Source organism: Lentisphaera araneosa HTCC2155 (genome assembly GCF_000170755.1).
Lineage (GTDB): Bacteria > Verrucomicrobiota > Lentisphaeria > Lentisphaerales > Lentisphaeraceae > Lentisphaera > Lentisphaera araneosa.
Map to the genome: position 1 here is coordinate 143,147 of NZ_ABCK01000007.1, position 18,517 is coordinate 161,663.

The 18,517-nt window shown below is 41.1% G+C and carries 13 protein-coding genes; 12 read left to right on the forward strand and 1 reads right to left on the reverse strand.

All coding sequences use genetic code 11. The features are described from left to right. Position 1: 1 nt before the first annotated feature. The 8 genes from LNTAR_RS08945 (at position 2) to arsH (ending at position 15,123) form a co-directional block, all read left to right on the forward strand. The gene (locus LNTAR_RS08945) at positions 2-3,364 is read left to right on the forward strand and encodes a DUF1588 domain-containing protein (protein ID WP_007278362.1); all 3,363 of its coding nucleotides are present in this window, start codon (positions 2-4) and stop codon (positions 3,362-3,364) included. 123 nt (positions 3,365-3,487) lie between these two features. Then, complete coding sequence (locus LNTAR_RS08950; protein ID WP_007278363.1) at positions 3,488-4,117, forward strand: HAD family hydrolase; 630 nt, start codon at positions 3,488-3,490, stop codon at positions 4,115-4,117. 404 nt (positions 4,118-4,521) lie between these two features. Beyond that, a complete protein-coding gene (locus LNTAR_RS08955) occupies positions 4,522-5,736 on the forward strand; it encodes a DUF1552 domain-containing protein (RefSeq protein WP_007278364.1) in 1,215 nt (404 codons plus the stop codon). An 8-nt stretch (positions 5,737-5,744) separates the two neighbouring features. Continuing rightward, positions 5,745-8,963 carry a DUF1588 domain-containing protein gene (locus tag LNTAR_RS08960; protein ID WP_007278365.1) on the forward strand — a complete coding sequence of 1,073 codons (3,219 nt, stop codon included), beginning with the start codon at positions 5,745-5,747 and terminating at the stop codon, positions 8,961-8,963. 212 nt (positions 8,964-9,175) lie between these two features. Continuing rightward, on the forward strand, positions 9,176-10,387 hold the full coding sequence (locus tag LNTAR_RS08965) for a DUF1552 domain-containing protein (RefSeq protein WP_007278366.1): 1,212 nt from the start codon (positions 9,176-9,178) through the stop codon (positions 10,385-10,387). Between the two features lie 12 nt (positions 10,388-10,399). Continuing rightward, a complete protein-coding gene (locus LNTAR_RS08970; protein WP_007278367.1) occupies positions 10,400-13,783 on the forward strand; it encodes a DUF1588 domain-containing protein in 3,384 nt (1,127 codons plus the stop codon). A gap of 73 nt (positions 13,784-13,856) precedes the next feature. After that, complete coding sequence (sigZ, locus tag LNTAR_RS08975) at positions 13,857-14,414, forward strand: RNA polymerase sigma factor SigZ (RefSeq protein ID WP_007278368.1); 558 nt, start codon at positions 13,857-13,859, stop codon at positions 14,412-14,414. Between the two features lie 25 nt (positions 14,415-14,439). Then, a complete protein-coding gene (gene arsH / locus LNTAR_RS08980) occupies positions 14,440-15,123 on the forward strand; it encodes an arsenical resistance protein ArsH (protein ID WP_007278369.1) in 684 nt (227 codons plus the stop codon). A gap of 94 nt (positions 15,124-15,217) precedes the next feature. Here arsH and LNTAR_RS27945 read toward each other — a convergent pair whose 3' ends face one another. After that, a complete protein-coding gene (locus LNTAR_RS27945) occupies positions 15,218-15,916 on the reverse strand; it encodes a type II secretion system protein (RefSeq protein WP_007278370.1) in 699 nt (232 codons plus the stop codon). 146 nt (positions 15,917-16,062) lie between these two features. On the opposite strand from LNTAR_RS27945, the gene LNTAR_RS08990 reads away from it, so the two are divergent. The 4 genes from LNTAR_RS08990 to LNTAR_RS09005 are packed head-to-tail and all read left to right on the forward strand — an operon-like array spanning position 16,063 to position 18,516. Continuing rightward, positions 16,063-16,941, forward strand: a complete 879-nt coding sequence (locus LNTAR_RS08990) for a hypothetical protein (RefSeq protein WP_007278371.1) — start codon at positions 16,063-16,065, stop codon at positions 16,939-16,941. Between the two features lie 6 nt (positions 16,942-16,947). Beyond that, a complete protein-coding gene (locus tag LNTAR_RS08995; RefSeq protein ID WP_007278372.1) occupies positions 16,948-17,502 on the forward strand; it encodes an RNA polymerase sigma factor in 555 nt (184 codons plus the stop codon). After that, positions 17,499-17,981, forward strand: coding sequence for a hypothetical protein (locus tag LNTAR_RS09000; protein ID WP_007278373.1), 483 nt, complete (start codon positions 17,499-17,501; stop codon positions 17,979-17,981). The genes LNTAR_RS08995 and LNTAR_RS09000 overlap by 4 nt, the downstream gene beginning before the upstream one ends. Then, the gene (locus LNTAR_RS09005) at positions 17,974-18,516 is read left to right on the forward strand and encodes a hypothetical protein (protein ID WP_040914566.1); all 543 of its coding nucleotides are present in this window, start codon (positions 17,974-17,976) and stop codon (positions 18,514-18,516) included. The genes LNTAR_RS09000 and LNTAR_RS09005 overlap by 8 nt, the downstream gene beginning before the upstream one ends. Position 18,517 lies beyond the last annotated feature (1 nt).

The window sequence follows — 18,517 nt, forward strand, 5'->3', positions numbered from 1 at the left end:
GATGAGTACAGGAAACCTTTCGGGGGGGGATATTCCCGGCTTAACTCGCGAACAAAAAGATTTATTAAGTAAAAAATTAAGCTACCTTGAAGACTTAGAGCTCCTGTTGGCGGCAGGTGAAATGAAAGGTGATGAAGCCGATGCTGAATTAGCGAAGACTTTAGCGGAAGTTGAGGCTATCATGGAGGAGGGGCGCAAGCAGGCTGAGTTAGAAGATGAGCTTGTCAAACTCCAGAAACTCGAAGAAGAGTTAGCTGCTGGAGTAGGTGAACCCGCGGAACTCGAAAAGGCATTAAGTGCCCCAACTAGCGAAGTTTCGTCAGGTGATCAATTGGATTCAATAGCTACAGATCCCATTCAGCCTAAAACAAATTCTGACGCCAAAGAAATCATTGAACCAGACCTAGAAAGTTTGCCTCGCTTAAGTCATTCGAAAGTTCACCAAAGTAATACAAGTGCCGAAGCTAAGGCAACAAAAGTGAAAGAAGAAGCCTTGCAGAAAGTCAGTTCAAGAACGGTGGGTGAGCAGAGTGATAAATCCAATCCTGACCCCAAAAATGAGCTTAAAGAAGCGCAAAAAAATAATCCAACTAGGCTTAAAACTAAGTCGAATACTGATAAAGAAAGTGCAGCACGCAAAGTTAGCCGAGCTAAATCCAAAGGGAAGCCTAAGCTCAAAGTGCCCACAAAAATCCCAAGAGCTCGCCAGAAAAAGAGATTTCCTCTTGCTACAATTTTGTTTCTGATTCTTTTAGGGGCAGGGGGCTTTTATCATCAGCAAATTATGGATTTTGTTAAGACAATGCAGGAGGATGTGGCCTATAAGCCAGCGCCTGAAAAACCTCGTAAAAAGCCTGTTGTTCAAGTCAAGCCAGAACCCAAGCCAGAAGCTAAACCCGAGCCAGCGCCTGAGCCCATTAAGGAAAAGGAAGCAGAAGAAGCGCAGAATTTTTTTCAGCCAAACGAGGAAAATATCTTTACTGGCGAACTTAAGCATTATAGCTTTAATGAAGTTCTCGCGAACAAATGTGTGACTTGTCACGGTGCCGAAGGCAAGGAAGTGGGCGGTGATTTTAATATCCTTAGACTGATGAAATCTAGTGCGGTTAACGCAAAATCTTGGGCAAAAATTTATCGTGCGATTGATAAAGGCGAAATGCCACCGCGCATTAAGGATGAACCGGAGTCCGTGCCACTCGAAGTGGAAGAGAAGGAACTGGTGCTCGCCTCGATTAAGACGATGTACCAAGACTTGAAAGAAGGTATGACGACTCGCGTGCTCACGCCCTATGAAATCCAGAATACGCTAGGGGATTTATTTGAGATTGATTACGAGCAGTACAATCCATTGGCCAGTATGCATCAATCGTATTCAGAAAAGACTTTTTACACTCATCAACGCAAAATTTTGAGCCCACATTACTTGAGCAATTACTACAATCTTCTCTACGATATTTTACAGAGTTTTATTGGACTTAGGCCCCAGGTTGACCCCCTGGATTTGGAGACCAAATTTCGTCAAGTTGGAGCGGTTCACTACAGTTTTAAAGATGAGTCGCACCTGCGTTGGCACATAGCGAGTAAACTCGTCACTCTAAATTTTAAGGACCTTGGTGAAAAGAAAGAAACAAAGCAAGATCGCTATTTAGATGGTAACGATAATCAATTAGTCAATAGTATGCTTGCCGCAAAATCTATCCCCCCCGGAACTTATACATTGCGATTTAAGGCCAGTTGTGAAAATATGTCCATGAGTAAAATCACTGAAGAAAAGTACGGCAAAAAAATTGTTGGGCATTATGAAAAGTTTTTTGAAGAAAATCTCAACCCAGTTCTGCCAGTTAAGTTTTATCTCGAACCCCCTGGTGTTGCCGATCCTTTTGCTAAACGGAAATATCTAGAAACTGTTGAAATATCATCCGAAGGCGAATATGCGATTCAATTTGTCGTGACGCGGCGCTCAGGAGTCGCTTTGCATTTAGATGAGCCAGGGATTATGGGGCAGGGCCATTTAGCTAGAAATATAGGCTACCATAGGCACGGGGAGCAATTGGAACTGAAGCAAATTGAAGGCATCAGTGCAGAACTCGGTAAAAAAGAGTTCGATTTTCCCATGGTGAAGTTTAGCGACGTTAAACTGGAAGGCCCCTTTGAGGTGAAGTTAAACCCCTTGTCATTTGATGAAAGAACCAAAATTAATGATACCGAAGTTCGTGAGAAATTTAAGTACCTCCATAGTTTCAATGGCATGAAGTTGAGTGTGATTTACACCTACATGTTTAGAGATTTGAGAAAACAAAAAATGAAAATGGAAGATGCTTATCGCAATACCTTGATCACCTACTTTATGTCTTCTAAGTTTCTTATTTTGAATTCGGCGGCGAAGAGTCTCGATGACCAGATTCGCTTCTATTCTTATGCAGCCCATAAATCACCTCCCAATGAGGATTTTCAGAAGGTATACACCTCTGCTTTAAGGGGGAAGAATCATATGAGTTTGGGAAAATGGCTCATAGATCACGAACGCTTTCGCCGCTTCAATAATGCCTTTACTTATCAGTGGTTAAAGCTTGGAGAAATTAGTAATAACCTACCCGATGAAGGAAAGTTTAGAGATTACTACCGCAAGAACTATGCCGACCTTCAGCAGAAAGAAGCTGAGATGTTTATGATGAACATGTTTAGAAAGAATCGGCCGATCACAGACTTAGTGAATGCAGATTACACTTTTGTGGATAAAGATTTGAAGGATTTTTACGGAATTCATTCCGAGGCAAGCTTTGGTACAGGTGAGTTTGCTCTGTTGAAAACCGGCAGTTCAGGGCGTGGTGGAGTTCTTAGTATGGGAGCTTTTCTCACTGCCACGGGCAATGGTGTGGATCCCCTTCCCCTTCGTCGTGCGGCGTGGATCTCTGAAAATATTTTGGACTCGCCTCTGCCCTCTCCTCCCGATGTGGATGTCACAGAATTTGAGCAAACCATGAGTGGAAAAACACTTCGTGAGCGTCTGGATGTTCATGCGCTGAATCCCGCGTGTCATTCTTGTCACAAACGTCTGGATTCCCTGGCGATTCTCATGGATAAGTTTGATTCTATTGGAGCTTACAATAATCATTATAATTCAGAGAAGGTAAAAATAAACGATAAGAGTCTGAGTGATGTGGAAGATCTTAAAAAATATCTCGGAGAATACCAAAAGCCCATGGCGCGTGCCTTCACACGCAAACTGATTAGCTTCATGATGGGGCGTGAAGTTGGCGTCAAAGATGAGGCGGTACTCGACGCGATTTTAAAGGCAACTGAAGCCGATGGCTACCGCGTGGGGGATCTCTACTCCGAGGTGATTAAGAATTATCTTTTTTAATTTATCAATAATTGGGCTACAAGATAAGAGTTGAATAAGGCAGGGTTCATTCTGAATACCTTGCTTGTAGCTTGGCCTTATCACTATTAAACTGAGTTTAATTAAATTAATTCAGGATGATTTGTGATTAAGAATATTATTTTTGATTGGGATGGGGTGATTCTCGATTCTAATTCAGTCAAAGATCGTGCGTTTGAATACGTCTTGCGTGATCACGATGCGGATAAGGTTGCTGAGCTCGTCGCTTATCATCAGGCTAATGGCGGCATTTCGAGGTTTGTGAAGTTCCGCATGTTCTATGAGGAGATGCTTGGCGAAGCGATTACAGAGGATGAAGTTGCAGGCTTATCCCGAAAATTTTCAGAATTTGCCCTTAAGGAATTAGTCGACCCAGCCCTACAGATTGCTGAATCGATTCAGTGGGTCAGAGAAAATCACAAACAGTATAACTTTCACGTGGCTTCTGGGTCCGAAGAGAGCGAATTAAAACGCGTCGCCGAAGCTCAAGAACTCGCTTGCTATTTTAAAAGCTTTCATGGTTCGCCGACGCCAAAGCCGGAGCTCGTAAAGAATATTTTGGAGTCCAATAACTACCTAGCCAGTGAAACAATTCTCATTGGCGATTCCATCAATGATTTCCGTGCTGCTGATGCCAATGGCATCGCTTTTTGCGGCTATAATCGCCTTTCTTTGCAGGATTTAGGCCTGGCTTATCTTAGTGAGTTTACTGAGCTCAATAATTATTTAAAATAGTGCTCCACTTACACGAACAATGATTAAATTTTTTTGAAAAAATCAATTTCTTTGTCTAAGTCTTTTAGGTTGAACCGTCTTTGATAGCAAGAGTTGAATAAAATCATTGATTTAATTCTTCTTTTAGCCGAAAGAGAAATAAGATCTGCAGATTCAGTACAATAAGTATAGGGAACTTATTTACTTGGTACGAAGTCATTTTTAGTTCGAATGTGAGTATCTAGTTGGTAGTTCATATGAAAAATATAATAAAAAGTAATTTATTTTTGTGATGATTTGTAACTTTAGTGATTTTTTCTGGTTAAGGTTTATAAAGAATGTTATAAAATATGACAAATTTGTCAAATAATTACTTTAAATATACGTTTATAGGTAAGCATAGAATTATTTTTGGAGATTGTAAGATGATGAACCGTAGAGGCTTTTTAGCTTCAAGCGCCGCAGGATTAACGATTCCAGCGAGCCAGTTGTCGGCAGCGAGTAAGAAAGTTGAGCCAAGAGTTAACTTAAAGAAAAATGTTGTTTTAGTGAGTTTAGACCTCGGTCTTTATGCCCCCAATTTCCAAGAAAATGGTGCCAATTGTAAGTATATGACCGAAATTTTCTCGGAATTCAAAGGTCAAATGACTTATTTTGATGGCTTGTCAGAAAAGGGCATGTCGGGCAGCCACGAATGCCAACCTGCAACTTTTACCACTATCCCCTACGAAGATCGCGAACATTATCCGCAAAAGAAAATGATCAGTCTTGATCAGATTTTAGCGGATGGTTCCATACAAGAAACTCGCCATAAATTTCTTTACCATCGCATCAATCGTGGTTCGGCCATGTCTTGGAACAAGTTTGAGCAGCCCTTGCCAGCTATTGAAGGAGCTAATGAGCTCTACGAAACACTTTTTTCTCGTACTGATACTAAGTTGGAGAAAGCGAGAATCCGTCGAGAACGCGATATCCTTTCAACTCTAGCGCGAAACCTTCGTCGTTACTGGCGTGGAAATATTCAAGAAGAAGATATGAAGGCCTCACTGGACTATCAGTTGGCCGTTTTAGACGAACGAGAAAAGTGGCTCAAAGTCAGTAAGCCTTATTTGAAAAAAGCTTTTGGCGAAAGAGATGAGAGACAGCCCATTCCATCTTGTGATAATAACTTTCAATTGGTTTATGATGCTTTAGAGAAAAAGCAGACTAAAATTGCCTTAGTAGAATTTGGCGCAGGGGGCTTAAATGCAGGACTTTCTGGTGTTGAACTTGGTCACCACGGCAACACTCACCACGGCGGCTACGCTGAACGTATTTACGCTTTAGAAACAATTGATACAGGTGTATTAACAGGCGTTAAAAACTTCCTTCACAAGTTGAAAGAAGGTGGTTTGTATGATGATACGATTGTCCTCTTCCACAGTGGCTTTGCCGATGCTTCTAAGCATACCAATAAAAAAGCTCCAGCCTTTTTGTTTGGTGGCGGTTTTAATCACAAAGAATCCATTGCCTGCTTAAATGGGAAAGAACACATTTATTCTACAAGTGATCTATTCACAAGTATCCTCAAACAGAGCGGTTTTAATAATAAAACTTTTAGCAATAGTAAACAGGCCATCCCTGAGCTGTTTAAAGTTTAGGTTTTAAGATGAGTGATAATCAAGCTACGCCCGAAGAGGGTGGTTCTGTACCTATGATGAGTCCGGAGCTTAAACAAATGCTCCGCGATAAACTCGCCGAACTCGAGGCCTTAGAGACACTAATTGCCAAGGGTGAGGTTCCGAAAGAGAAGGCCGATCATTTGTTGAGTCAAGGCATGGCTGAAGTTGAAGCCATACTTGAAGTGGGACGTGAACTCGAACGCGAATTTAAAGCCAATCAAGAAGTTGCAGAACCAGCTCTAGCTGAGGTGCAAAGTCCTACTCCAGAGGCAGCTCAAGTGAGTACAGATTTAGAAGATCTACCAAAGTTGGGTGCCTCTCCACGAGAAGTACAGTCGACTCATGAACCCAAGTCTGTTTCTGCAGAAGAAAAATTTGCCGCAGCTAAAAATAAAGTCAAAGCTTCTGCAAGTAGTGAGAAAGCTCAGAAACCTAATTTCGATGCTAGAAAACAAACTTCGTCTGAAGCCTCTCCCCACAAAAAAAGCAAATCTAAACTTACTTCAAAGAAAAAGCTTAAAGTCCCGACAAAAGTTCCTCGTAGGACTAAGAAAAAATCTTTCCCAATTGGTACGGTACTCCTACTTTTGATTATCGGTGCGGGTGCATTTTTCTATAAAGATATCATTGGCTTTATTAAGCAACAACAAGATGAACTTGCGGAAAAGAATAAGCCCAAACCCGTTGTCAAAAAAGAAAAACCGAAGCCTAAGGCCAAGCCCAAACCGAAGCCCATAGTTGTAGAGAAACCTGTAGAAAAAGAGCCCGAAGCAGAACCACAGAATTTTTTCCAACCCAATGACGAGAATGTTTTTACGGGCGAGTTAACTCATTTGAGTTTCAATGAAGTCCTCAAAAATAAATGTGTGACTTGTCACGGAGCTGAAGGCAAAGAAGTTGAGGGTGATTTTAATATTGATCGTTTGATCGCATCCAAGTCATTGAATTCCAGAACTTGGGCCAAAGTTTACCGTAGCATTGACAAGGGGGAAATGCCTCCTCCTGTGGAAGACGAACCCGATTCAATACCTCTTGAAAACGAAGAGCAAGAATTACTTCTAACATCAATCAAAGTCATGTTTGAAGACCTCAAAGAAGGGGTGACGACACGCGTGATGACTCCCTACGAGATTCAGAACACCTTGGGAGACTTATTTGACATTGACTACTCGCAGTATAACCCTGTAGCTGATGTACATAACTCTTATTCAGAAAAGAGTTTTTATACGCATCAACGCAAGATTTTGAGTCCGCATTACCTCAGTCGTTATTACAATATCCTTTACGATATGTTGCAGAGTTTTATTGGCTTACGTCCGCAACTTGATCCTCTCAATCAATCCGTTAAATTTCCGAGCACGCCTTTTCATGTAAGGAACTTTGGAGCCGTAACTCATGTGCGCTGGCCACAGTATAATCCAGCGTGGTATTGCTCATTAAATTTCAAGGATCTCTCAGAGAAAAAAGAAACTAAGCAGGATCGCTATTTAGACAATAATAATAACGAAATTGTGAATAAAATGCTAGCTGCCCGCTCGCTACCACCAGGGAAGTATCGTCTCACTTTCACAGCGAGTTGCGAAAATATGTCTTCGAGTAAGATCACTAAAGAAAAGTATGGGGAAGCCATTGCCTCTCATTATGAGCAGTTGTTTGAAGAAAACCCCAACCCCACTATGCCGGTGCGTTTTTATTTAGAACCCCCGGGAACCGCCGATCCATTTGCTAGACTTAAGTATTTGGAAACGATAGAGATTTCTTCCGAAGGTGAGTATGGCATTGAATTTGAAATTAAACGTCGTTCGGGCGTCTCCTTTGCTCTTGACTGGAAAAATCTAATTGGCCGTAATCGTTTGGGCAATATGCTTGCGTATCATAGGCATGGAGAAGATGCCGGAGAAAAAGAACGTGAAGAAGCACGAGCTTTCATGGACAGAAAAGAATATGACTTTCCTATGATTAAAATCACTAATCAAAAAATCGAAGGCCCCTTTGATGTGAAGTTGAACCCCTTGTCATTTGATGAAAGAACTAAAATTAACGACATGGAAGTACGCGAGAAATTTAAGTATCTCCATTCCTTTAACGGAATGAAGCTAAGCGTCATTTACACTTATATGTTTGGCGATTTACGCAAACAAAAAATGAAGATGGAAGATGCTTATCGCAATACGATGATCACCTTCTTTATGTCTCCTCGTTTCCTTATTTTGGATTCGATGGCTAAAACGATCGAAGATAAAATCCGTTATACTTCTTATATGACTCACAAGTCACCACCATCTGCGGAGTTCGCAGCCATGTATAAGTCAGCCACAAAGAAAAAAGATTATAAGACTCTAGGGAATTGGCTGATTCAACATAAGAATTTTAGACGCTTTTCTAATGCTTTTACTTACCAATGGCTCAAACTAGGTGAGATTAACAATAATTTACCTGACGAGGGGAAATTCAGAAGCTATTATCAGAATGAAATGGAGCGACGTCAGCGTCAAGAAGCGGAGTTGTTCTTACTGAATATGTTCCGTGAAAATCGTCCCATCTTGGAATTGGTCCAAGCCGATTACAGTTTCATGGATAAGGGTTTGATGGATTTTTATGGTCTCTATACGGGCAATATGTCAGATGATGGCTTGTTCTCGAAGGTTGATGCCAAAAAGGCTGGTCGTGGGGGTGTTTTAAGTATGGCAGCCTTTTTAACAGCCACTGGCAATGGCGTGGACCCTCTCCCCATTAAACGTGCAGCTTGGATTTCTGAGAATATTCTCGATTCACCCTTGCCTTCACCTCCAGATGTGGATGTGAATGATTTTGAAGATACTTCAACGGGAAGAACTCTCCGTGAACGTTTAGACGTTCATGCTCAAAACCCCGCATGTCATTCCTGCCACAAGCGTTTGGATTCATTAGCTATCCTCATGGATAAATACGACTCCATTGGTGGACTCAATAATCATTACGTTGCAGATCCAGTCAAAATTAATGACCAAAAGGTCTCTGATGTGACTCAATTGAAGGCCTACCTCGAGAACTACTCAAAACCCATGGCTCGAGCTTTCTCCAAGAAACTCATTAGTTATATGAGCGGCCGTGAACCAGGTGTTCAAGATGAAGCTAAACTTGACATGATCTTAGCTGAGACTAAAGAAAATTCCTATCGAGTTGGTGAGCTCTACGCAGCTATATTGAAGTATTACGTCCTGTAGTAAGTTTTGAATTAGAGGGCTTTGGAATAAATCGACAGATCCGTCTTAGGGCTGTCGATTTTTCTTTTTTAACTTATCCTGACACGAATATTTTTTATCCAATCACGACAATCACTTATTTTTTATAGTCTACCTTGTTAGGTGTTCATCTTTTTCACGATCATATTTTTATTAATAGCAAAATTGATAAAATATAATTCTGGAGATTTGAGATGCTCAACCGTCGATCATTTTTAAGTTCTGTTGCAGCCGGAGGGCTTTTACAATCGGCCAATACTTTCGCCGCAAGTAAAAAACCTGAGTATAGAGTCAATCTTAAGAAGAATGTAGTTCTCATAAATCTTGATCTCGGACTCTACGGGCCCAATTTCCGTGAGGGCGGTGCGTCCAGTAAGTATATGACCGAACACTTTTCTGAGTTTAAAGGACAAATGACTTATTTTGATGGCATTTCTCAGCCGGGGATGGGAGGAGGACATGAATGCCAGCATGCGACTTTTACGGCCTTGAAATATGAGCATAGGGAGAACTACCCCGAAAAAGTGATGATGAGCTTGGATCAAGTTATTGCAGATGGATCAATTCAAGAAACTCGCCACAAGTTCCTCTATCACAAGTTAAATAAGAGCGGCAATCACATGTCGTGGAATCGTTTTGAGCAACCAATGATTTCCATTGATGGGGCCAATAGCCTATATGAAACACTCTTTTCTCGATCTGACACACGTTTAGATAAAGCCCGCATTAGAAGAGAGCGTGATATCTTATCGACTTTAGCACGTAATTTACGTCGTTTTTGGCGCGGTAACCCGCAAGAGGAGACGATGAAAGCTTCGCTTGATTATCAGTTGGCAGTTTTAGATGAACGTGAAAAATGGCTCAAGGTTTCGAAACCTTACCAAAAGAAAGCCTTTGCCGAAAATGAAGAGAACCAGCCAATCCCATCATGCGATAATAATTTTCAATTAATCTATGATGCTTTGGAAAGAGAGCAGACAAAAATTGCTATTGTACAGTTTGGCAATGGCAGGTTACAGGAAGGCTTAGCTGGCGTTGAATTGGGGCACCATGGCAATACACACCACGGGAATTATCCTGAGCGCATACGTGGCTTAGAGATCATTGACGCGGGCGTCTTAACGGGAGTTAAAAACTTTCTGCATAAACTTCAAGAGGGTGGTCTTTACGATGATACTATTGTGTTATTTCACTGTGGCATGGCCAATGCCTGTCATCACGATAATAAACGTGCACCGGCCTTCCTTTTCGGTGGTGGTTTCCAGCATAAAGAATCAATTGCCTGCTTAGATGGTAAAGAACATATATATACCACATCAAATATGTTTAATTCTGTCTTAAAACAACTTGGCTTTTCGAACCCCAGTTTTCAAAATGATTCAAAAATTGTTGAAGAACTTTTTTAGGCTTAAGATTAGATGAATATCGATGATAATAATGAGGGGACTAATGCTCCAGAAGGTGGACTCCGCTTAACTCGTGAGCAGAAGGATACACTCAAGGCCAAGCTCGACTACCTCGAACAACTCGAAGGCGATTTGGCTGCAGGAAAATTAGAGGGTGGCGAGACTGAAAAGCTTTTAGAGCAAACCTTATTTGAAATCGATGAGATCATGAAAGAGGGCGAGGCACAAACAGCGAATGCTCAGGACTTGTCAGTTGAAGCAGCGCCCATTCAAGAAATTCCACCAGCGCCAGTTACAGGCAGTAAAGAGTTTGTCGCCCAAAATCCTTTATCATCAAGTACGAATTCGAGCCGAAAATCAGATCTAAAAATCCAATTGAATGAAGATCTGGCTAGTATAGATCAAGACAATTCCTTAAATGCACAGAAAGAGAATGCTCAACAGCAAGCTTTACAAGAGGCTCGTGTTTTGTCTTCTCAATACGGGGATGATAAAGCTAGTGTCGAAAATTTAAATGGGGATGAACTCAATAATTTAAAGCGCGTAAAACCTCAAGCAAATGATGCGAAAGCTCAGCTTCTCGCTAAAGCTTCAGAAGTAAAAAGAACTCAAGAGAACGCGTTGGCAGAAGTAAATAAACAGAAAGCAGTCACAAAGACGAAGAAAAAAACGAACAAGGGAAAAATCAAAGCTAAGCAAAAAATGCGCGTTCCCACCAATCGTCCTAAAGTCAAAAAGAAGAAAAAATTTCCAATCGGCACTCTCCTGTGTTTGATCGTACTTGCGGCTCTAGGCGTCTATCATCAAGAGATTATTGATTATGTAAAACAACAGCAGGCCGAGCTCGCAGAGAAAAATAAGCCCAAGCCAGTAAAGAAAAAAGAAGTAAAACCCAAGCCTAAAGTCATTATCAAAAAAGTTGAGCCCGTAAAGAAAGCAGAACCTGAAATTGATGAGAAGAGCATCAATTTATTTCAACCTGAAGAAAGCGATGTATTTAAAGGCGAATTGAGCCATTTTAGTTTTAACGAAACACTCAAGAATAAGTGTGTGAACTGCCACGGTGCGGAAGGCAAAGAAGTTGAAGGGGATTTTAACATCGCTCGTTTGATGGCCTCTAAAGCGGTAAATTCAAAAGCTTGGGCAAAGGTCTATCGCAGTATCAATAAAGGCGAGATGCCACCGCCAGTAGAAGATGAACCCGATTCAATTCCCTTAGAGAAAGAAGAACAAGAACTCGTTTTAGCTTCCATTAAATTGATGTTTGATGACCTCAAAGAAGGCATGACCACACGAGTTTTAACCCCGTATGAAATTCAAAATACCATGGGCGATTTATTCGATATTGATTACGAGCAATACAACCCTTTGAAAACTTTGTATCAATCTTATTCGGACACCAAATATTATTCTCATCAGCGCAATATTTTGAGTCCGCATTACATCAGCCGTTATTACAATATTCTCTACGATGTCTTGCAGAGTTTCATTGGTTTGCGCCCGCAAGTTGATCCTCTCGATATGATTGTGAAATTCCCGTCTCAGGGTTTCAGTTGTGTCGAGTTTAAAAAATTAGGGGAAACTCATTTGCGATGGTCGCAATATAAGCCCCGCCTTTATAGTTCGATTTACTTCGAAGATATCACCGAGCGCAAGGAAACTAAGCAAGATCGCTACCTCGATGCGAATGAAAATGAACTCGTCAATAAAGAGCTAGCCGAACGTGTCTTGCCCCCAGGTACTTATACTCTAAGGTTTAAGGCGAGTAATGAAAATATGAATATGAGCAAAATTACCGAGAGTAAGTACGGCAAAGAATTGGTTTCGCTCTACGAAAAGTTTTTTGAAGAAAACGATACATTGGTTATGCCCGTACGTTTCTATCTCGAACCCCCCGGAGTATCCGACCCCTTTGCCAAGCTGAGGTATTTAGAGACAATCGAGATTTCCTCTGAAGGTGAATACGCTATTGAATTCACGATTAAACGTCAATCGGCCTTGGCCTATAGTCTCGATTGGAAGAGTCTCCCCAGTTTGAGAAGAATCGGCTACCTCAGTGCTTTGAATAAGCATGGAGATAAATTAGAACTCAAACATATCGAAGCAGAGACCCCGCTCTTCACAAAAGAAAAATATGATTTTCCCATGGTGAAGTTCAGCGAAATGAGTCTTGAGGGGCCTTACGATGTTGTGCTTAATCCCATGTCTTTTGACGAAAGGACGAAAATCAATGATATGGAAGTTCGAGAAAAGTTTAAGTACTTACATGCTTTTAATGGCATGAACTTTAATGTAATTTACACCTACATGTTCAGAGATTTGCGCAAGCAAAAGATGAAGATGGAAGATGCCTACCGCAATACGATGATCAGCTTCTTTTTGTCGCCGCGTTTTTTGATTATTGATTCCGCCGCCAAAACCCTTCAAGACAAATTGCGCTATGCTTCTTATGTGACTCATAAATCTGCTCCCAATGCGGAGTTCGCAGAAAACTATACGGCAGCCATAAAGAAAAAAGATCACAAAAGCTTTGGGGATTGGTTGATCAAGAATGATCGTTTCCGTCGTTTCTCCAATGCCTTTACCTATCAGTGGTTAACTCTAGGCCAAATAGACAATAATCTGCCAGATGAAGGTAAGTTCAAAAATTACTATAGGGATAACATGCAATCCTATCAGCAGCAAGAAGTGGAAATGTTTATGATGAACATGTTTCGCAATAATCGCCCCGTCACTGATTTGGTGAACTCAGATTATGCCTTCTTGAACAAAGAGCTGATGAAATTTTATCGATTGAATACTAAAAATGCGCCTGATTCTGGTGTGTTTATGCAAGTCGATACCTCAAAATCTGAGCGTGGTGGCATACTGACTTCTGGTGCCTTTCTAACTGCGACGAGCAATGGTGTCGATCCTCTTCCCATCCGTCGCGCGGCATGGATATCGGAAAATATACTCGACTCGCCCTTGCCCTCGCCACCAGATGTGGATGTCAATGACTTTGAAAATGAAGTGGGTGGAAAAACCTTGCGGGAACGTCTTGAAGTACACGCCAAAAATCCTGCCTGTCATTCCTGCCACAAACGTTTGGATTCTTTTGCGATTCTTATGGATAAATATGATTCAATTGGCCATTACAATGACAAGTTCTCCCCGGCGCCAGTGCAAATTAACGATAAAAAAATCACCGATATCAGCGCGCTCAAGGAGTATTTAAGTACTCATTCAAAACCCATGGCACGAGCCTTTACCAAAAAGCTGCTGAGCTTTATGCTGGGTCGTGAACCGGGTGTCCAAGATGAAGCCAAGTTAGATATTATCTTATCTGAATGTGAACCAGAAGATTATCGCGTTGGCGACATCTACACCGCGATTTTAAAACAGTATTTTTTATAAATTTTCCAAATAGCTTCGTCTTTTTTAATTGACTTACGTCTTATAGTTAAACAATGAATTATAAGGTGTAAAAATGACGGCAATCAAATTAGATTTGGTTTGGAACGATTATCGCATGGGGATAAAAAACTTTCTTCATTCGAAAGTCTCCAATCCTGCAGATGTGGACGATTTACTGCAGGAGATTATGCTCAAAACTCATAAGAGTTTAGACTCTTTGCGATCAGCGCAAAGTATCAAAGCGTGGCTCTTTCAGTTGGCTCAAAGGAGCATTATTGACTTTTATCGTAAAAAGGGAAAAAACCAGAGCCTAGAATTTCAAGATTTACTCAGCGAAGGTGAATCTGAACACAATCTCGCGGAAAGTGAATTGGCAAATTGTGTCCTGCCCTTTATTCAAAATCTAGCAGATGAATACAGCGATTTATTGATTGCGATAGACATCGAAGGTCAGTCACAAAAAGACTATGCGAAAGAGCAGGGCTTGGCTTATTCTACTTTAAAATCTCGCGTTAAAAAAGCACGAACTGAGTTGCGTAAAAGCTTTGAATCCTGTTGTGAATTCGCCTTTGATGCCCATGGCAAAATTATTGACTACACGACAAAAGAAAATTCAGGTAAAACCTGTTAAGACATTTTTAAAAAGGACTCCAATTATGGCACAGTCAGATTACCTCAAGCAAGAAACATTTCATCTCATCAATGACACACTCAAAATTAAACATTCACCACGCATCCTCATTTTATACGGTTCACTACGCGAGCGCTCTTATTCAAAACTCTTGGCCGAAGAAGCTGCACGAATTTTAGAATACATGGGTGCGGAAGTGAAGTTATTCGATCCCACCGGTCTACCCGTTTATGATTCAGAGAATCAAGTCGAGCATCCCAAAGTACAAGAACTGCGCGAACTGAGTTTGTGGTCCGAAGGGCAAGTGTGGTCTTCACCTGAATTACACGGCAATATGTCCGGACTCATGAAAACGCAAATTGATTGGGTTCCCCTCAGCATCGGCGCTGTGCGACCTACGCAAGGCAAGACCTTAGCCCTCATGCAAGTCAGTGGTGGTTCCCAGAGCTTCAATACGCTCAATAATATGCGTGTCTTGGGGCGTTGGATGAGAATGTTCACAATTTCCAATCAATCCTCTGTGGCCAAGGCTTACCAAGAATTCGAGGAAGATGGCAGCATGAAGGACTCATCCTATCGCGATCGCGTCGTCGATGTTATGGAAGAACTGATGCGTTTGACTTACCTCTTGCGCGAGAACTCAGAATTCCTCGTCGATCGCTATAGCGAACGCAAAGAACAGATAAAACTGGACTCATCGATAAGTTAATCGACTAAGTCTTGCCAAAATGCAAGGGCACAGATCATTCTTTGCGAGGTTCGCAAAAGTCGCGAGCTTAGGTAATTATTTGTGTGATGTAAATTTACTGGCCTGAGAAACCGAAACTTGAACTACAACTTTCTTGGGTCGATTCATAGGGTCTCAACCATTGGGCATTATTATTTAAAGCCGTGAAGGGTAAGACAGAGACATGCCCATCGGTAAAACTATGGACGAGTTTATAATTATCTCCATGACGTACAGAGATCGACCATTCCCAGCCAAAATTGAAAAGTCCCCATGCCTGCCCTGAGACAGTTTGTATGGTTTCTGAGGTTTTATGAATAGAGGTGATGGAATAACCTTCATCGGTAAAGTTCATGGGGTTATTCAGTTGATTATCTCTAGTGAGATGAGCATTAAAGCCATAGTTATGTTTCATGGCATTGGTGCTGTCGTATACGCTTGATTCTGGGCATTGAAACGAATCCTCAGAAAATCCATACTGACTCGCTAAAAGAGCGTTCAAATTTGCGTGTGCTTGAGAAGTCGCATTATTAGCTGTACCAGAATCAAAGTAGGTGCGGTTAATTAATTGTGTGATGGCAGGATACTTTTGATCATTATCATCAAGAAAAAATAAAGTTCCTTTATTAATGCTCGATTGATTGTTGACACAGATACTTGTGCGGGCTTTGGATCTCGCTTTTCCTAAAGTGGGGAGGATGAGTGAGGCCAGTATGCCGATAATGGCGATCACCACCAGCAGTTCAATAAGAGTAAATTTAAGATTTTGTTTCATAAAGTCATTTCCGTTACATTTACTATCGTACGTGTGAGACCCTAGCAAAAGTGACAAGATGAAAAAAAATCTTAAATTTATTATTTTGATGTAACCTTTTTCTTTTTTCGTGAGTACCTGCAGTACCAACAAAAAAGGAGATAGATATGAAAAAATTACTGAGTACTTTATTATTATTAGCTGGTGGGCTTCAAGCCGAAGAAATTCACCGTTCTTTTAGCCCCGAAACAAAGCTCATCTTGAAAGCCGATATGGAATCTGTGAGAGCTGTACCCGAATTAAATAAACTCGTCAATAATCGCCACGCCGAAAAATTTAGGGGGATGATTTCCAATTTTATTGGTGTCGAGCTCCAAAAAACTCAAATCTTATGGATTGGCGCTTTGGAAAAAGACCAAGCCGTCATTGTTTTGGAGGGTGATTACGATGTGAAACAAATTCAAAAGGCTTGTGAAACACACGGTTTTTTTGAAAAAGTTGATCAGGCAGATGCAATTTTTACTGTGAATATTCCCGATAAGAAAAAGCCTGGCAAGATCAATCAATTAGCCGTTATTGATGATCATATGTTGGTCTTTGGACCACCCGAATATATTCAGTCTTACCTTAAAGCCTATTTTGAAGATCAAGACCTCATGACTGAAACTAAGTTGAAAAAAACAGATAGCCTCGCGTACGATTCGGGCTTAATGCATGCCGTAGTACTCGAACACGATAAGAAATGCGAGAATAACCCTTTACTTAAGCAACTCATCGCTATGGAATTTAAAGTGGCTTATGAGCAAGATTTTAAATTATCGATGATGATGAAAAGTGATAATAAAGAATTATTGACGCCCTTAAAGCAAATGATAGAAGGTTTAATCGGTCTCGGCCAGCAAATGACTTTGCCTAAAGTTCCGCCCATGATGAAAGATGAACTTCTCGGCCAAGCCAAAGTATCAGTAAATGATGATCAAATAAATATTAATACTCAATTGAGCGCCCAAATCATTCAGAATTTGTTGAATGTCCTTGTATACTAAGAGTCTATGAATGAACAAAGCGACAGTCAGCTGATCAAAGCAGCCCTTAAGGGTTCTCAGGAATCCTTTAGGCGGATCGTTTTGTCTTATCAGCAAATTGTCTATGCGGCATGTTATGGCATCACTAAAAATAGCACTGATGCCCAAGATGCAGCGCAGGAAACTTTTATTCGCTTTCACAAAAATATGCAGCAGTTCGACACGTCCCGCCCGCTCAAACCTTGGTTGCTCACGATTGCCATGAACTGTAGTCGTAGTTTAGTGAAAAAAGCATTGATTAATAACAAACTAAGAGAAAGTGCCGAGCTAGAAGAAGCCTGTGCCAAAGAAATGCCCGGGAAGGAATTGAGCCGTCAGGAAAAGCATCAGGCAATACGGGAAATGGTGACTCAGCTCCCAGATTCTTTAAGAGAAATTTGTTCGCTCTTCTATTTGGCGCAATGCACCTGTAAAGAAATTGCGGGAATCTTGAATACCAGTGAAAATAGTGTAAAGGTTGGCTTGCACCGCGCACGTAAAAAACTTTTGGAAAATGGCATAGGCCAATGGAGGTCTGTATGAAAGAGAAATATCACAAAGACTTGATCTATGAATATGATTCAGTCGATGAGCAGGTCCTCGATGAACTTATCAAAGAAGAAGCGAATGCCGAACAATGGCAGGATTTGCAGGAGATGGAAAATCTCCTCAAGACTTGTGCTCCAGAATTGAGCGAGGATTTTGCGGCAGGGATTATGGATCAGATTGAAGTCTCCGAAAAGCCCAAATCCAACAAGGCTTTTTACGTATTGGCTAGCCTCATTTTATTACAGGCCATTTTTCTCATTTTTCACGTCGAGATCATGAGTTTTGATTGGGATATTAGTGCTGTGACAGAGCGATTCGATAGCGTCTCACTGCCTTCTTTACTCAGTGATGAGCATTCTGCATGGGGCTATATTTTCAGTGAATCATTATCTTATGGGTTCGAGATTTTAATTATTTTTATTTGTATGGCCGCACTAGCCTACAAAACTTTAAGTGAGGAAAAACATGTTTGATTTATCAAGGCCATTATTGCTTAACATAACGAAAGCAGAAAAAAGCTTTTATGAGGTCGGCGCGCTAGGTATTTTCATTTTTTGTTGCTTGATGTTGATCATTGCCCTAAGTGCTTGCTTTGGAGTGTACACAGTTCTAAGAACCCAAAGTGTCTTGCGGGGGAGCCGCGACCTCAATCAATTAACAGGGCGTTTGTTTCTCCAGGGGATCATGACTTATGTGGTTTTTATATTGGCCATTTTTATGAGCAAAAAACTGCCCATGGATAAGTGTTTGCTGTGCTTGCCAATCCTTATTTTTTATATTTACCTTTTGCTTCATGGCTTCACTAGTCTTTGTCATTGCATAGGAGAAAAAATCCTCAGCAATATCAATAGCCCGCGACTGGGCTCGGCATTTTACGCAGTCATCTATGCGAGTGTAGCACTTTTGCTTATTGGCTGCATCCCCTTTTTAGGTTGGGGGCTCATGGCGGTGATGACCATCCCAGCTTTGGGCGTTTCTGTTCAGAAACTCTTTATTAAAGCTGATTGAA

Coding starts and splice junctions, on each gene's coding strand:
- LNTAR_RS08945 (WP_007278362.1), top strand. CDS start 2: ATGAGTACAGGAAACCTTTCGGGGGGGGATATTCCCGGCTTAACTCGC.
- LNTAR_RS08955 (WP_007278364.1), top strand. CDS start 4,522: ATGATGAACCGTAGAGGCTTTTTAGCTTCAAGCGCCGCAGGATTAACG.
- LNTAR_RS08960 (WP_007278365.1), top strand. CDS start 5,745: ATGAGTGATAATCAAGCTACGCCCGAAGAGGGTGGTTCTGTACCTATG.
- LNTAR_RS08965 (WP_007278366.1), top strand. CDS start 9,176: ATGCTCAACCGTCGATCATTTTTAAGTTCTGTTGCAGCCGGAGGGCTT.
- LNTAR_RS08970 (WP_007278367.1), top strand. CDS start 10,400: ATGAATATCGATGATAATAATGAGGGGACTAATGCTCCAGAAGGTGGA.
- sigZ (WP_007278368.1), top strand. CDS start 13,857: ATGACGGCAATCAAATTAGATTTGGTTTGGAACGATTATCGCATGGGG.
- arsH (WP_007278369.1), top strand. CDS start 14,440: ATGGCACAGTCAGATTACCTCAAGCAAGAAACATTTCATCTCATCAAT.
- LNTAR_RS27945 (WP_007278370.1), bottom strand. CDS start 15,916: ATGAAACAAAATCTTAAATTTACTCTTATTGAACTGCTGGTGGTGATC.
- LNTAR_RS08990 (WP_007278371.1), top strand. CDS start 16,063: ATGAAAAAATTACTGAGTACTTTATTATTATTAGCTGGTGGGCTTCAA.
- LNTAR_RS08995 (WP_007278372.1), top strand. CDS start 16,948: ATGAATGAACAAAGCGACAGTCAGCTGATCAAAGCAGCCCTTAAGGGT.
- LNTAR_RS09000 (WP_007278373.1), top strand. CDS start 17,499: ATGAAAGAGAAATATCACAAAGACTTGATCTATGAATATGATTCAGTC.
- LNTAR_RS09005 (WP_040914566.1), top strand. CDS start 17,974: ATGTTTGATTTATCAAGGCCATTATTGCTTAACATAACGAAAGCAGAA.